The organism is Pseudomonas floridensis, from assembly GCF_002087235.1.
Classification (GTDB): domain Bacteria; phylum Pseudomonadota; class Gammaproteobacteria; order Pseudomonadales; family Pseudomonadaceae; genus Aquipseudomonas; species Aquipseudomonas floridensis.
Genome location: NZ_MUIO01000093.1, coordinates 54,364 through 69,987 on the forward strand (window position 1 = coordinate 54,364; position 15,624 = coordinate 69,987).

Below are 15,624 nucleotides of genomic sequence, written 5' to 3' on the forward strand. Positions count from 1 at the left end.
TCACGTTCCGCACAAAGGTCACTGCCATGCGTTTGATAAACCGCCATCCGGACCGCGCCGGTCGCCTGATCCTGGTGATCCTGCCGTTCGCCCTGCTGCTGTTCGCCTACTTTCTGGGCTCGGCCAGCAGACTCGCGGAAAACCCCAACGACAAACTGCTGCCCAGCGCGGTGCAGATGGCCGACGCGGTCAATCGCATGGCGTTCAAGGCCGATACCCGAACCGGGGAATACCTGTTGTGGCAGGACACTGCGTCCAGCCTTCAACGGCTGGCGATCGGTCTGGGCATCAGCGCGTTGCTGGGGCTGTGCCTGGGCATCGCAGCCGGAATTCTGCCGATGTTCGGCGCCCCGCTGTCGCCCTTATTGACGGTGTTATCAATGGTGCCGCCACTGGCGATTCTGCCGATTCTGTTCATCGTCTTCGGCTTGGGTGAGCTGTCGAAAGTGATGCTGATCGTCATCGGCATCACGCCCATCCTGGCGAGGGATCTGGAACAGCGCGCCCGGGAAATTCCGGTAGAACTGCTGATCAAGGCCCAGACCTTAGGCGCCTCGACCTGGACGCTGATCCTGCGGGTGATCCTGCCGCAACTGCTGCCGCGTCTGCTGATCGCTCTGCGACTGGTGTTGGGTTCCGCGTGGCTGTTTTTGATTGCGGCGGAAGCTATCGCTTCCACCGACGGTCTGGGCTATCGGATCTTTCTGGTCCGCCGCTACCTGGCGATGGACGTGATTCTGCCTTATGTGGTGTGGATCACCCTGCTCGCCTGGCTGATGGACTGGGGCCTGAAAGCCCTGACTCGTCGTGCGTTTCCCTGGTACGAAGGAGCGCGGGCATGAGTTTTATCTGCGTACGCAACGTCTGGCAGCAATACGACGAACAGGTGGTGCTCGAAGGCCTGAATCTGGACGTCGCCGAGGGCGAGTTCTGCACCCTGGTCGGCGCGTCGGGTTGCGGCAAATCGACCTTCCTTCGTCTGCTGCTGGGCCAGGAAACCTCAAGCCGTGGCTCCATCACCCTCGATGGTCAGCCGCTGTCCAACGAGCCCGACGCCAGTCGCGGAGTGGTTTTCCAGCGCTACTCGGTGTTTGCGCACCTGAGCGTCCTGGACAACGTCGCACTGGGCCTTGAGCTGCCCCGCTCGCGCTGGATCGGTCGGCTGTTCGGTCAGGCCAAGCGTGATGCGCGGGAGCAGGCGGCGTTATTGCTGAACAAAGTCGGGCTGGGTCATGCGCTGGACAAGTACCCCTCGCAATTGTCCGGTGGCATGCAGCAACGCCTGGCTATCGCTCAAGCGTTGATCATGAAACCTCGCGTGTTGCTGCTCGATGAGCCGTTCGGCGCGCTCGACCCAGGCATTCGCAAGGACATGCATCACCTGCTGCTGGACCTTTGGCGGGAAACGCAATTGACGGTGTTCATGGTCACCCACGACCTGTCCGAAGGCTTCAATCTGGGCACGCGCCTGCTGGTCTTCGACAAGGTCCGCCACGACCCGCATTCGCCAGGCGCCTATGGCGCCCGCATCACTTACGACATTCCCCTCAACAGCGAGCGTCGCGCCGAGCGCGCCGCACTCGAACTGCTGAAACCGGCTTTGGAGGAGCCCACGCCATGACTGACTCGACCACACTCTACCCCGTATTTGCCGAAGAACTGCTGCCCGGCGGCGGCCACCGTTCGTTCATTCTCAAGCGCGGCGAACTGCTGCGTCTGACCGACCTGAACGGCAATGCCAACGTCAGCCTGACGCTGCTCAACGCCCATGAAAAGACCGAGCGCCTGAACCTGCCCGACAGCCTCAAGTGCCAGCACACCGCGCGACTGAGCGCCGGTCACTGCCTGTACTCGGACATGGGCCGCGTGCTGGCCGCCATCGTCACTGACACCTGTGGCTGGAGCGACAGCATCGGCGGCGTCCTCAACGCTCAGGAAGTCGCTGAAAAATACGGCCAGGGCCGCTACCAGGAACTGCGCAACGGCTTCTTCCGCAATGGCGTCGACAACCTGCTGGTCGAGCTGGGCAAGTGGGGGCTGGGCCTGTCGGACCTGCTGATGACGCTGAACCTGTTCAGCCGGGTCAATGTGGACGAAACCGGCGCGCTGCATTTCGTCCCGGACAACTCGAAGGCCGGCGATTACATCGAGCTGTATGCGCCGATGGACACGCTGGTGGTGCTGACCGCGCTGCAACATCCGATGGACCCCAACCCGAACTATGCACCGCAGTCACTCACGCTGAGCTGGATGAAAGCCGACGCCAGCATCGCCGAGCACTGCCGCACCTCGCGCCCGGAAAACGAGCGCGGCTTTATCAACACCGACCGCCTGTTCGCCTGAGGAGGGCCCTGTCATGACTCTGCATGCCCACGACCATCATTGCTGCGATGCCACCATTCCCGCTGGCGAGCCCTTCCTCGCCGAGGTCAAGGCCGGCCAGACGGTGCGCATTCTCGACCTGGAAGGCAATCAGGCAGTCGATACGCTGTTCTTCAGCCTCGCCAACCCGCGTGAGCGCTACGACGTGCAACGCACCCTGCGCCGCCAGAACAGCGTCTACCTGACCACCGGCAGCGTGCTGTTTTCCAACCTCGGCCAGCCGATGCTGACCATCGTCGATGACACCTGCGGTCGTCACGATACGCTGGGCGGTGCCTGTGCCCAGGAAAGCAACACCGTGCGTTACGCCCTGGACAAACGCCACATGCACAGCTGCCGCGACAACTACCTGCGCGCCTGCCTGCACGACGGTCGCCTGACCAAGGGCGACATCGGTCCGAACATCAACTTCTTCATGAACGTGCCCGTTACCGCCGACGGCGGCCTGACCTTCGAGGATGGCATTTCCGCCCCTGGCAAGTACGTCGAACTGCGCGCCGAGATGGACGTCATCGTGCTGATCTCCAACTGTCCGCAGTTGAACAACCCTTGCAACGGCTATAACCCGACGCCCGCGCAATGGCTGATTCGCGACTGACCGACGCCCGACGATCCCGATCCGGGCAGCAACGGACGACCGTTGCCTTGAACACCCATAGCGGGACGGCCCGCTTCCCATCACGAAACCCAGCCAATGCGGTTTCCGGGGTTATGCCATGTTCGAAAAACTGCTGATCGCCAACCGTGGCGCCATCGCCTGTCGCATTCTGCGAACGCTGAAAACCTTGCACGTCAAAGGCGTTGCGGTCTACTCCGAAGCCGACGTCGCCAGCCTGCACCTGATGCAGGCCGACGAAGCTTACAGCCTGGGTGAAGGCGGCGCGGCCGGCACTTATCTGGCGGTGGACAAAATCCTCGCCATCGCCAAAGCCAGCGGCGCGGGTGCCATCCATCCGGGCTACGGATTTCTGTCTGAAAACGCTGCGTTCGCCCAGGCCTGCGAGGACGCGGGCATCGCTTTCGTCGGCCCGACGCCCGAGCAACTGCGGGTGTTCGGCCTCAAGCACACCGCTCGCGCATTGGCCAGGCAGCATGGCGTGCCGATGCTCGAAGGCACCGAGCTGCTGGACAGTGTCGACGCGGCGCTCGCAGCGGCTGAGGTCATTGGCTATCCGGTGATGCTCAAGAGCACGGCGGGCGGTGGCGGCATTGGCATGCGCGTATGCCGCAGCGCTGTCGAACTGGCCGACTCGTTCGAGGCAGTAAAGCGCCTTGGTCAAAACAATTTCAGCGATGCCGGTGTGTTCATCGAAAAATACATCCAGCGCGCCCGTCACCTTGAGGTTCAGGTGTTCGGTGACGGTCGGGGAGAAGTGCTGGCGCTGGGCGTGCGTGATTGTTCGGTGCAGCGTCGCAACCAGAAAGTGCTGGAAGAAACGCCTGCGCCCAATCTGCCGGAAGGCATGGCGGATGAATTGTGTGCGGCGGCGATCAAGCTGGCCAAAGCTGTCAATTACCGCAGCGCCGGGACGGTGGAGTTCGTGTTCGACAGCCAGGACCAGCGCTTCTATTTTCTGGAGGTGAACACCCGTCTACAGGTCGAGCATGGCGTGACCGAACAGGTATGGGGCGTGGACCTGGTCGGCTGGATGGTGCAACTGGCCGCCGGTGATCTGCCGCCGTTGACCGAACTGCAAGCAACCCTTACACCGAACGGACATGCCATTCAGGCGCGTCTGTATGCCGAAGATCCGGGCCGCGATTTCCAGCCCTGCCCCGGCCTGCTGACCGCCGTGAGCTTTCCGCCTGCCGATGGTAAAGCGCTGCGCATCGACACCTGGGTTGAGGCCGGTTGTGAAATCCCACCGTACTTCGACCCGATGATCGCCAAGCTCATCACCTGGGCACCCAGCCGCGAACAAGCCAGCACCGCGCTGGCCGCAGCCTTGGACGAAAGCCGCTTGTATGGCGTGGAAACCAACCGCGATTACCTGCGGCAGATCATTACCGATGCGCCGTTCGCCAGCGGTCAGCCCTGGACCCGTTGCCTGGAAGATCTGGTGTATCACGCCGACACTTTCGAAGTGCTCAGCGGCGGCACGCAAACCACCGTTCAGGACTGTCCGGGGCGTGTGGGTTACTGGGCGGTCGGTGTACCGCCGTCCGGGCCGATGGACAGCCGCGCCCTGCGTCAGGGCAATCGGCTGCTGGGCAATGCCGAAGGATGCGCTGCACTGGAAATTACCATGAGCGGCCCGCTGTTGCGCTTCAACACGGACGCGGTGGTCGCAGTCACCGGTGCCGCCATTGCGCTCACGCTGGATGGCGAGCCGTGCGCCATGAACACAGTGTTGCTGGTCAACGCCGGCTCGACCCTGGCACTGGGTTCCATCAGCGGAGCCGGTGCGCGCAGTTATCTATGCGTGCGGGGCGGGCTGGATGTACCGGATTACCTGGGCAGCAAAAGCACCTTCACACTGGGCCAGTTCGGCGGCCATGGCGGCCGGGCCTTGCGGGCCGGGGATGTGCTGCATCTGGCGCCGCTGACTGATCGCAGCGTCGGCCAGTCCATCGCCGAGGATGCCCTTGAGGTACTCAATGAGGTCCGTGACATTCGGGTGATCTACGGGCCGCATGCCGCGCCTGAGTATTTCACCGAAGCCTACATAGAGACGTTTTTCGCGACTGACTGGGAGGTGCATTTCAACTCCAGCCGCACCGGCGTGCGCCTGATCGGGCCCAAGCCTGAGTGGGTCCGTGCGGACGGTGGCGAGGCCGGACTGCACCCGTCCAACATTCATGACAACCCGTATGCGATTGGCGCGGTGGATTTCACTGGCGACATGCCGGTGATTCTCGGGCCGGACGGGCCGAGCCTGGGCGGGTTCGTGTGTCCGGTGACAATCATCGAAGCCGATCTTTGGCAGTTGGGTCAGCTCAAGGCCGGGGACAAAGTTCGCTTTCATCCGGTGACCGTCGAAGCGTGTCACGCCGTGGTCGATGCAGCATCTGAACCATCCCCTTCGCGAGCAAGATCGCTCCCACAGGAAACTGCGCGCACCTCGACTGTCGCCCCGGAGCGAAGCCCGGTCAGGCGGCAACAGGGACTCAGCGTTTCCCGTGAGCGCGAGCTTGCTCGCGAAAGCGACTCGGCACGTGCCTCGTTCGTTGCCCGGTTGCAAAGCCCTGTCGTTCTGGACATCGGCCAGGACGACAAGCGGCTCGTTGCGCGTCTGTCTGGCGACACGCATCTGCTGCTCGAGATCGGTGCACCTGAGCTGGATCTGGTGCTGCGCCTGCGCGGGCATGCCTTGATGTTGGCGCTGGAGACCAAGGCGCTACCGGGCGTGATCGACCTGACACCGGGCATCCGCTCGCTGCAAGTGCATTATCGGCCCGCGCAACTTCCGCTCAGGCAACTGCTCGACATCGTCGCCGGAGAATGGGACGCGGTCTGCGCGGCGAAAGACCTGCACGTAGCCTCGCGCATCGTGCACCTGCCTTTGTCCTGGGATGATCCGGCCTGCCAGTTGGCCATCGAAAAATACATGACTACCGTGCGCAAGGACGCGCCCTGGTGCCCGAGCAATCTGGAGTTCATTCGGCGCATCAACGACCTGCCCAACCTCGATGAAGTGCAACGCACGGTGTTCGACGCCAGCTATCTGGTCATGGGCCTGGGCGACGTCTATCTCGGCGCACCCGTGGCAACGCCTCTCGATCCGCGTCATCGCCTGGTCACCACCAAGTACAACCCGGCCCGCACCTGGACAGCGGAAAACTCGGTGGGCATCGGCGGCGCTTACATGTGCGTGTACGGCATGGAAGGTCCTGGCGGCTATCAGTTCGTCGGTCGCACGCTGCAAATGTGGAACCGCTACCGCGACGTCACCGCGTTCGACGGCAAACCCTGGCTGTTGCGCTTTTTCGATCAAATCCGTTTCTACCCGGTCAGCGCCGACGAACTGCTGCGCATCCGGCGTGATTTTCCGCTGGGTCGCTTCGAGCTGAACATCGAGCACAGCACCCTGAACCTTGCTGACTATCAGGCCTTCCTGAGCAAGGAAGCCGACGGCATCGCCACGTTTCGTGCGCAACAGCAAGCAGCCTTCAACGCTGAACGCGAACGCTGGATTGCCAACGGCCAGGCCAACGTCGAGAGCGAAGAAAGTCTCGCCCAGGTCACTGAAGACGAGCCGCTACGGCCAGGTCAGCAAGGCATCGACAGTCACATTGCGGGCAATCTCTGGCAGGTTCAGGTCAAGCCAGGCGAACGGGTCGAAGCGGGCGACGTGCTGGTGGTGCTGGAGTCCATGAAGATGGAAATCCCGGTGCTCGCGCCTGTCGGCGGCACCGTCAGGGATGTACGGGTGCAGCCCGGCTCGGCCGTGCGCGCCGGACAGCGGGTCGTCGTGCTGGATGCGGATTGAACCGACCTCACTCAACTTTTTGACGGAACATCACCATGAACGATATCGACCTGTTGACTGACCTGCGTCTGGATTCGGTTCGCGCCGCTTACCAGTCTGGCGCTCTGTCGCCCCGCCAGTTGATTCTGAACCTGCTGGAAAAAGCCGCGGCGCTGAACCCCGAGTACCACCTGTTCATTCATCTGCTGAGCCCGGCTGAGCTGGAGCCTTATCTGACTGTACTGGAAGGACGCCCGCTCGATGAATTACCGCTGTATGGCGTGCCGTTCGCGATCAAGGACAACATCGATCTGGCCGGCATTCCAACCACCGCCGCCTGCCCCGACTTTGCGTACACCCCGCAGCGTTCGGCGACTGTCGTCGAGCAGTTGATCGCGCTGGGAGCCGTGCCCATGGGCAAGACCAATCTGGACCAGTTCGCCACCGGCCTCAACGGCAGCCGTTCGCCGTACGGCGCTTGCCCCAACAGCGTTCTGAAGGCGTATCCGTCGGGAGGTTCCAGCTCCGGCTCGTCGCTGGCGGTCGCGCTGGGCGTGAGCAGTTTTTCGCTGGGCACCGACACCGCAGGCTCCGGGCGGGTGCCCGCCGCGTTGAACAACCTGGTCGGCATGAAGGCCAGCAAAGGTTTGATCTCCACCGCAGGCGTATTGCCCGCGTGCCGTACACAGGATTGTGTATCGGTGTTCACCGCGACCGCACGGGAAGCCAGTCAGTTGCTGGGGCTGATCGCCCGGCTTGATCCTCGCGACGAATACAGCCGCCAGAACCCGGCGTGGAATGACGCGACGGCCTTTGGCGCGCCACGTCAGTTCCGCTTCGGTGTGCCGCGTGCCGAAGATCTGGAATTCTTTGGCTGTGCCCAGGGCCCGCTGCTGTTCAGCGATGCCATCGATCATCTCACCGCCCTCGGCGGTCAAGCGGTGACGGTCGATTTGTCGCCGTTTCTGGACGCCGCCCGACTGCTGTACGAAGGCCCTTGGGTCGCCGAGCGCTACAGCGTTGCCGGGCAACTGATGCAGGACAAACCCGACGCTGTGCTGCCGGTCATACGCGCCGTGCTGGCCAAGGCGCCCGACGTCAGCGGTGTGGATACCTTTCGGGCGCACTATCGCCTGCAGGCGCTCAAGGCCCTCTGCGACAAAACGCTGGAACAACTGGACTGCGTGGTGACGCCGAGCATCGGGCGTCCCGTGACATCGGCGGAACTGGTCGCGGAGCCGGTGCTGCGCAATTCGGAACTGGGTTACTACACTAACTTCGTCAACCTGCTGGACTACGCCGCCATCGCCGTACCCAGCGCCTTCATGGACAACGGACTGCCATGGGGCGTGACGCTGTTCGGACGTGCATTCACCGATCATTACCTGCTCAGCCTTGCCGACGCCTTGCAGCGTCACACCGCACTGCCCTTGATCTCGGGCCTGACGCCGCAACTCCCCGCGCCTTCCACGGCGGCACGCAACGATAGGGCCAGACTGGTGGTCTGCGGCGCGCATCTGGAGGGCTTGGCATTGAACTGGCAGCTCAAGCAGCGCGGCGCCCGCCTGCTGGAAGCCACGTGCAGCTCACCGGACTACCGGCTGTACGCACTGGCTGGCGGGCCGCCATTCCGTCCGGGCATGGTGCGGGTTGCCGAAGGCGGCACGGCGATTGCGGTAGAGGTCTGGGAGTTGCCCAGCGCGGAACTCGGCTCGTTCCTCACCGGCATTCCAGCGCCCCTCGGACTCGGCAAGGTGCAACTGGCCGACGGCCGCTGGGAAACCGGCTTCATCTGTGAAGCCAGCGGTCTGGAAGGTGCTCGGGATATCAGCCACCTGGGGGGCTGGCGCGCCTACCTGCAGCATCAGTAGAAGCACAAAAAGCACGCGGGCATCACTACATAGTTATGCCCTGCGTGCCGAGTCTTACCGGCATAGTCGCTGTCCATTCACTTCAACTTGCCGTCATGACCACTTCCCGCAGTCCGCTTCGTCAAGACACCCTGTTCTACCCTGCCTCCACCTTGCTGGAATTGCCCACGGTGCTGATGTTTGCCGGGCACACCGACGCAAGGCAGGACACGCTCAATGCCTCGGTGCCGTTCTCGGTATCTCCTTTTCACTTTCCAGGTGGCGTCAACCTTGGGCCGACGTCGGCAACGGGACTGGACCCCGAAGGCCCCTCTTCAGAAAATCTGCCACCCGAAGAACCGGATCCTGCCGAGCAGAATCAGAACCTGGAGCGTCGGCTCAAGACCTTGCGCAAAAGCCCCGGTTTCAAACTGGTCGCCGACTCGCTGCTGTTGCTCAGGACCTGCCAGCTGGACATGGATTGTCCGCCGGGGCGCGAGCATTACGTGCGTGAGCAGTTGAAGGCGCTGCTCATGCAACTGACTGGCAAGCCGCTGGACCCGGATCAATTGCACATTACTTTTACGACCGAAGAACATCCCTCTGTGGACGCTGCCGGACGCGAGCGTTACAGCGATCGTCTGTCGCTCACCGAAATCGCTTTGAGCAGCTTTGACGCCCCGCGCTTCATGGGGCTGTACCGCAGCAAGATCGAGGAGCAGGCCCTGTCCGACCAGACGACCCTGACAGCGACCGCTGTCTTCAGGCAGATTGCCAATGCTCCCTGGACGCAGCAGTACGGCACGGCACTGGAAACCTTCTGGGCGCAGCACGCCACGACTTACCGGGCGTTATACCGATTGGGTTTTCTGGACGCACTGGCGCATCAGTCCCTTCGCGGGCGCATAAGCAAAGCCGGCTATGACCTGACGCTGGATGCACTGGGATTGCGTACCTTCCCGACCCACGCTGCGGCGTTGGAGCAGACCGGGCGCGGCACCAAAACGCAAGTGCGGATGCTGTCGATCAACGGTGAAACGGTGCCCGGCATCTTTCAGGTCAGTTCGAAGAACACTTCGCATTGTTTCATTCACCTGTCGGGCAATCGTGGCGAGGTCATCGAGTACATCAGTGACAAGCCTGAGGACATGTGCACGCGATTGGTGGCGGCCATGAACGCGTCGGGATTGCATGGGCGAGTACTTCATGAGTTCGCGCCGGACGAAAACGACCGGATCGTGCTCGACACGCCGCTGATCGACACCGATGTCTTCATCGAGCTGACCCGCGCACAGGAAAGCTTCACGCATCGCCTGTCGGGAGCGGAGCAGCACGACGATTCGGACCTGCTCAGACCCATTGCCCGAGGCCTTGCGCTGGCCAGTGCCGTGGACCTCTGGCAGACCCATCTGGCCATTCTCGATGACGTTCCGGTCGCGCCTGCCATCGCCAACCGGGTCATGACCAACTACCTGAAAGATCATCATCGGTTGACGCTCGATCCTGACCACGTGTTCATCGCCTACCGCCACGGAGACAACATCACGCAACTGGGCGACGCGCGCAGGCCCTCGACCTACGTGCACAGTCCCGACGAGACACCCGTCAGCCTCAGTCAGGCGTTGATACGCAACTACCGGGTCGACAGGCCGGTGGGCTACATTGATCACGACGGTGGCACCGACGTGTTTCTGGATACCACCGGCAAAGGCGTGCTTGCTGACGATCAGATACTCGACATTGCCCCACAGGCCCTCGAGGACTACATCAAGGCCTTCGATTTCCTGACGCTGATGACCCGGCGCATCAATGATTTCTGGGAGCGCAGAAAACAGTCCATCGAACAGGCATTCACTTCGGCATTTATCACCCAGGCACTGATCAGCCTCAAATTGGGTAGCCTGGGACGCGAGGGTTTCGATCGGGTGGTGCATGCACTGTCCTACCCTGAGGCGGCGGTCTGGCATGTGCTGAGTTTTTACATTCAAGGTTCGCTGGTCGATGGTCTGGAGCATCAACCGACCGGGTTACTGGTGCTCGAAGAGCCAGGCAGGCTCAAGATCCTTTACCAGGCAGGTCACCCAAAAGCGTTCGTCGAGTTTCGCAACGATCAGGAATTCAATGCCTATCTGAATCGTGTCACCGCAGATCAGGACTGGCGCGATACCGTCATGCAGTACGTGCCCGGGCATTATCACGAGCGCCTTAATTACCTGTTCAAATTATGGGGCTCCGTGGCCGCACCGAGTCCGCCGGCTTCGATTCTGCGTCCCTGGACGGACGCGCTCTACAATCCCGATACCCGTAAGGCGATGCACCATTCTCTGTGCGAAGAAAAACTGCCGGGCTCACCGTTCGCCTTCCTGCGTCAGCTTCTGAAACAAAACGCCCAGGCCGATGCGCAGCAGCAGATCGTGACGCCCGCCCAGGTTTCGCTGGATCACTGGACCACTCGCCTGCGCCATCTCCAGCGCTTGTTGGGGCCCATGTCGTTAGTGCTCACACCGGCATTCATGGCCTCACTGGCCACCGAGATCGGTATCGCTTCGCTGAACATCGCGTCAGCCAATCTGCCGGGCAAACGTCATGAGGAGAAGCATCAGGCCTTGCTCTCTCTGCTATCGCTTGGGCTGTTGCAAGCAGGCCCCCGAACGCCGGGGCTGGCGCGGGCGCTGGGCAAGGCCATGAGGTCCGCCCGCACCCGAGCCGGGAGTGCATCCGTCGCGCAGAGCAACGTCACAGAAACATTACTCTCTCGATCAATGGCTGCGCGTCAGACCCGGCTGGAAACGTTCTTTTACACCGATGCCCGACTCAAACGCTGGACGGTTCTGGATACCGGCGAGTTTGCTCAGGTGGCCATACACGCGTGGAAACTGGGCCGCCGGTTTCTGTTATGGACCTCGGACCGGGGTCAGGCGCGCACTCTGGTGGTGAGCACGCATGGCTACTATCTGCCATGGACTTCCACGGTAAAAATCCCCAACGGCAGTGAGATCCGCACCTATGCACCTCACGGCTATGAGCTCGTCGATCCGGCCCTGCACAGGGTTGTCAGCAAAAGCGTCAGCCCCTTCTCGGTTGCCACCACGGTCGATAACACGCCGGTTCGACCTTTGCCGTCCTGGGCACCATTGGTGCTGACCGACAAAGTCATGGCGGGCACCGCACTGACAGGTCGTCTTAAGAATTACACCCTGTCCAAGTTCCAGAGCCCGACCTATGAAAGCTACGAAGACATTGCGCGTATCGTGCGTAATTCGCACCTCTCGCCCCTGCGCAGCCAGTTGCCGCGCACGCCCATGGACGTGCTGACGGTACGCAATCGCTTTGGCATGCTGTCACCCACACTGGATGACCTGTTCAGTACCCTGGCGGGGAACGGTATTCACTACGATCGGATTCTGCTGGTGCATTGCCGTTGCGCGGCGATCGACGTCCTGTTGCGACGCTCCCAGATCTACGTGGCCCCGACAGTCAAGCCAATGATTGTTAAGATGTCTGACCCGATCAAACAGCCCCCTTGAAGCATGGCCAATCCCACCCCCGACACCAGCCTCTGCCCGGTCTGCGGTTTCAGCAATCAATGCAGCCTTGCCGATCCGCGCACCGCCGCGCAACCGTGTTGGTGCTTTTCAGAAAGCATTGACCCGACCGTGCTGGAAGCGTTGCCCGACTCGTTGCGCAATCAGGCCTGCCTGTGCGCGCGCTGTGCCGGGGTCGCGAGACCGGCGCCGGGGCAACCGGAACGCTGAATCGCGTACCATACGCCGCTTCATTATCAGCGCCCGCCCTCACCATGCGTCTCGACCGTTTTCTCAGCAACCTGCCCCGCTTCAACCGCAAGGACGTGCGCTTGGCGCTGGCCAGCGGCCGTGTGAAGGTCGACGCGCAGATCACGACCAACCCGCATCACGACATTCGCGAATTCAGCTGTGTCATGGTTGACGACCAGATCATTCAAGCGGGCAAGCCCGCACGCTACTTCATGCTGCACAAACCGCAAGGATGCGTCAGCGCCACGGTCGATCCGCAGCACCCCACCGTACTCGATCTATTGGATGAGCCTGACAAACATGAATTGCATATTGCCGGTCGGCTGGATTTCAACACGACCGGTCTGATGTTGATCACCAATGACGGTCACTGGTCACGGCGACTTACCCAACCGCAAACAAAGTCGCCAAAAGTGTATTACGTCGAAACCGAGCAATTGATCGACGAACGGTATATAGCGAAGTTTGCCGAAGGCGTTTACTTCCCGTTCGAAAACATCACCACACAACCGGCCGAGCTAATTGTACTGGGGCCTCGCTGTGCCCGGCTCAGTCTTGTCGAAGGACGCTACCACCAGGTCAAACGGATGTTTGGTCACTTCGACAATAAAGTGTTGATTCTGCACAGAGAACGCATCGGCGCACTGCCTCTGGACCCCGAGCTAGAGCCTGGGCGCTACCGTGCGCTGCACGCCGCAGAAATCGGGCTATTCTAAAAAAGTCACAACCATTCGGCGGATCGCACCGCTAACGTACGAACGGCACTTGCGGGTTCCCGGATCGGCTGCTTGAATCCAAACCGTCAGTCCACATGTGACTGATGAGTCAGGACAAACATTCTAATAAACCTTTTGCCGTACTGAGCCGTTGGGGCTCACGACAAATTGCCCACCAATAACAATACCTGTCGGACAGATCGTTCGGATCGACATGGGCCTTTAATCGGCTAATGCCTGCCTGTCACGAAACTCGTGCAACGTTGTTGTACGCATACCTGTTTACGCCAGGAGTTATACCTATGTCGCCAGAAAAAGCCGTGCTTGATATACAAGGACAGTTTCGGGTTTACACGGAGTTCTATCGCGCAGATGCCGCGGAAAAAACCATCATCATGGTAAACGGCTCACTGGCCACCACCGCGTCATTTGCTCAAACCGTCCGCAACCTGTATCCCAAGCTGAACGTGGTCCTCTACGATCAGCCGTATGCCGGAAAATCCAAGCCTCACAACCTGCATGAAAAACCCCTGACCCGGGAAATGGAAGGGCAGATCCTGCTGGAGCTGATCGACCACTTCAACGCCGAGCACGTCATGTCGTTTTCATGGGGTGGCGCCGCTGCGCTGGTCGCGCTGTCACATCGTCCCAAGCGCATCGAAAGCGCCGTCATCAGTTCGTTTTCGCCCGTAATCAACGAGCACATGCGTGACTACCTGAACCGGGGCATCATCCACCTGGGCGCGCATGACCGTTATGAAGTCGGTCACCTGATCAACAACACCATCGGCAAACACCTGCCTTCGTTGTTCAAGCGCTTCAACTATCGCCACGTCAGCAGCCTGGACCTGCATGAATACGACCAGATGCATTACCACATCAGCCAGGTACTGGAGATCGATCCGGGCAATTACCTGACTGCCGCGAAAAACATCAACGTACCCGTCTTGTTCATGAACGGTGCCTGGGACGAGTACACCGCCGCGAACGACGCCGTACATTTCGCTAACTATGTAAAGGATTGCAGCTTCAGCACCATTGATGCCGCAGGCCACTTTCTGGACATGGAACACAAAACCGCCTGCCGCGACTCGAAGCTGGCGCTGCTGAGTTTCCTGCAACCGGAGCCCGCCGTCGCGCAATCGCCACGCTATGCGTACAACCTGGTCCAGAACAATCATGCCCTCGCCTTCTGAGAGCAGCGCTCGACAGAGCCACGGAACCTCCGCCAGCGCACGGACAGCGGCACTCGGCGGACGGCTTCCAGGGCGAAGGTCCGAATAAACCAAGGGTCAGGGAAATTAGCGCTTCAAATCAAAGCCTGCATCTGGTACAAAGTCAGCCACTCAGACGCGGGTATAGTTTAGTGGCAAAACGAAAGCTTCCCAAGCTTTAGTTGAGGGTTCGATTCCCTCTACCCGCTCCATATCACCTTTCCTCTGAAACTCACCGAACGTCAGGAAGCGCTGGCTGATTCTGCTCCGCTTTACCCCTTCCTCACCCCCCAAAAAAAATCACTGTATATCGGCACGTAAGGCAGCGATCATCCGTTGTGCATTCTTATTGAAAATTATTGAAAAAACTCGGGTTACCCTGACCATCAGTCATTCTTCGGTTTTTTGAAATATATAACCCGTCACCGCGGCAACAGCGGCCATTATTTCTGCAACGTGAACTCGGCCTTTTCGAAAGACAGCCAGCACGATTCATTATCAGTCCACTTCGATTCGGTAGTCCCCAGAACGCCCTTCATCAACACTCTGTCACCCTTTTTGAAACTGCTGATCTTTTTCTTGTTGACCAAGAGATCATCGCGGGTCAAACCCTGGCCCTGGCATTTTGGATTGGTCGGATCCGTAAAGATAACGGCAATCTGGTTCTGGCCAATGGCGCTGCCAGTCTTGGTGATGCGCTGCACAACGCCGGGAATGATCAGTGTTTGGGCGTCCCACTTTTCCTTCGCTGTGACTTCGTTCGTTTCCCAATCGCCCCAAATCTCCGTCAACGTTGCCTGTTTGGCCTCGGTCAACCCTCTGAAATCGCCGCTCAGCAAATCACCGGTCTGGTCGAACACTCCGTTGGTCACGGACATGGCCTGATCAAGACCCGCGCACCCCGATAAGGCCAGAATCAACGGAAACAACGCTACACTTTTCATCCACACACTCCGCTGGCGCACTAACCTCTGAGGTCAGTTATCCGTCATTCAATAATAAGGGGCTTAATAACTTCGGCAAAAAGCCTAACCAGCTCTTTTTAAAACCTCAATAGTACAGATGCACTATGCGCACCATGGTGCCTCGCCACTAGCTCATGTGTGCTATATCCATTAAAACTTCGCCTCCTGATACTTCCGCCGTTGGCAATCTGCCTAAGGATTCTCCGAACAAGTTGCCGCAAGTCAGCGGAAAGTCGGAAATTCACCCGGCAAACAGCGTTATCCGCTGAAAATCGAACGATACCTCATACAGGGAGGGCGTTTTCGCCCGCT

11 protein-coding genes and 1 tRNA gene are annotated in these 15,624 nt (G+C 60.3%); 11 read left to right on the forward strand and 1 reads right to left on the reverse strand.

The annotated features are described in order from the left end of the window. Positions 1-26 precede the first annotated feature (26 nt). The 11 genes from BZK31_RS21940 (at position 27) to BZK31_RS21990 (ending at position 14,559) form a co-directional block, all read left to right on the forward strand. The gene (locus BZK31_RS21940) at positions 27-842 is read left to right on the forward strand and encodes an ABC transporter permease (RefSeq protein ID WP_083185396.1); all 816 of its coding nucleotides are present in this window, start codon (positions 27-29) and stop codon (positions 840-842) included. Then, entirely contained in the window at positions 839-1,621 is a 783-nt protein-coding gene (locus BZK31_RS21945; RefSeq protein ID WP_083185398.1) for an ABC transporter ATP-binding protein, read from the forward strand. The genes BZK31_RS21940 and BZK31_RS21945 overlap by 4 nt, the downstream gene beginning before the upstream one ends. Next, on the forward strand, positions 1,618-2,343 hold the full coding sequence (locus BZK31_RS21950) for an urea amidolyase associated protein UAAP1 (RefSeq protein ID WP_083185400.1): 726 nt from the start codon (positions 1,618-1,620) through the stop codon (positions 2,341-2,343). Before BZK31_RS21945 ends, BZK31_RS21950 begins: the two co-directional genes overlap by 4 nt. 13 nt (positions 2,344-2,356) lie before the next feature. Beyond that, on the forward strand, positions 2,357-2,980 hold the full coding sequence (locus BZK31_RS21955; RefSeq protein WP_415639724.1) for an urea amidolyase associated protein UAAP2: 624 nt from the start codon (positions 2,357-2,359) through the stop codon (positions 2,978-2,980). A 118-nt stretch (positions 2,981-3,098) separates the two neighbouring features. Further along, positions 3,099-6,812 carry an urea carboxylase gene (gene uca, locus BZK31_RS21960; protein ID WP_083185402.1) on the forward strand — a complete coding sequence of 1,238 codons (3,714 nt, stop codon included), beginning with the start codon at positions 3,099-3,101 and terminating at the stop codon, positions 6,810-6,812. A gap of 35 nt (positions 6,813-6,847) precedes the next feature. After that, positions 6,848-8,662 carry an allophanate hydrolase gene (gene atzF, locus BZK31_RS21965; protein ID WP_083185404.1) on the forward strand — a complete coding sequence of 605 codons (1,815 nt, stop codon included), beginning with the start codon at positions 6,848-6,850 and terminating at the stop codon, positions 8,660-8,662. A 95-nt stretch (positions 8,663-8,757) separates the two neighbouring features. Next, positions 8,758-12,168 (forward strand): dermonecrotic toxin domain-containing protein, encoded by a 3,411-nt coding sequence (locus BZK31_RS21970; RefSeq protein ID WP_083185406.1) that lies wholly within the window; start codon positions 8,758-8,760, stop codon positions 12,166-12,168. A 3-nt stretch (positions 12,169-12,171) separates the two neighbouring features. Then, positions 12,172-12,396, forward strand: a complete 225-nt coding sequence (locus BZK31_RS21975) for a cysteine-rich CWC family protein (protein WP_083185408.1) — start codon at positions 12,172-12,174, stop codon at positions 12,394-12,396. A gap of 44 nt (positions 12,397-12,440) precedes the next feature. Beyond that, on the forward strand, positions 12,441-13,133 hold the full coding sequence (locus BZK31_RS21980; RefSeq protein ID WP_083185410.1) for a pseudouridine synthase: 693 nt from the start codon (positions 12,441-12,443) through the stop codon (positions 13,131-13,133). 302 nt (positions 13,134-13,435) lie between these two features. Beyond that, complete coding sequence (locus BZK31_RS21985) at positions 13,436-14,329, forward strand: alpha/beta fold hydrolase (protein ID WP_083185412.1); 894 nt, start codon at positions 13,436-13,438, stop codon at positions 14,327-14,329. A gap of 156 nt (positions 14,330-14,485) precedes the next feature. Next, positions 14,486-14,559, forward strand: a tRNA-Gly gene (locus BZK31_RS21990). Between the two features lie 231 nt (positions 14,560-14,790). On the opposite strand, the gene BZK31_RS21995 is transcribed toward BZK31_RS21990, so the two are convergent. Next, the gene (locus BZK31_RS21995; RefSeq protein WP_083185414.1) at positions 14,791-15,291 is read right to left on the reverse strand and encodes a hypothetical protein; all 501 of its coding nucleotides are present in this window, start codon (positions 15,289-15,291) and stop codon (positions 14,791-14,793) included. Positions 15,292-15,624: the final 333 nt, after the last annotated feature.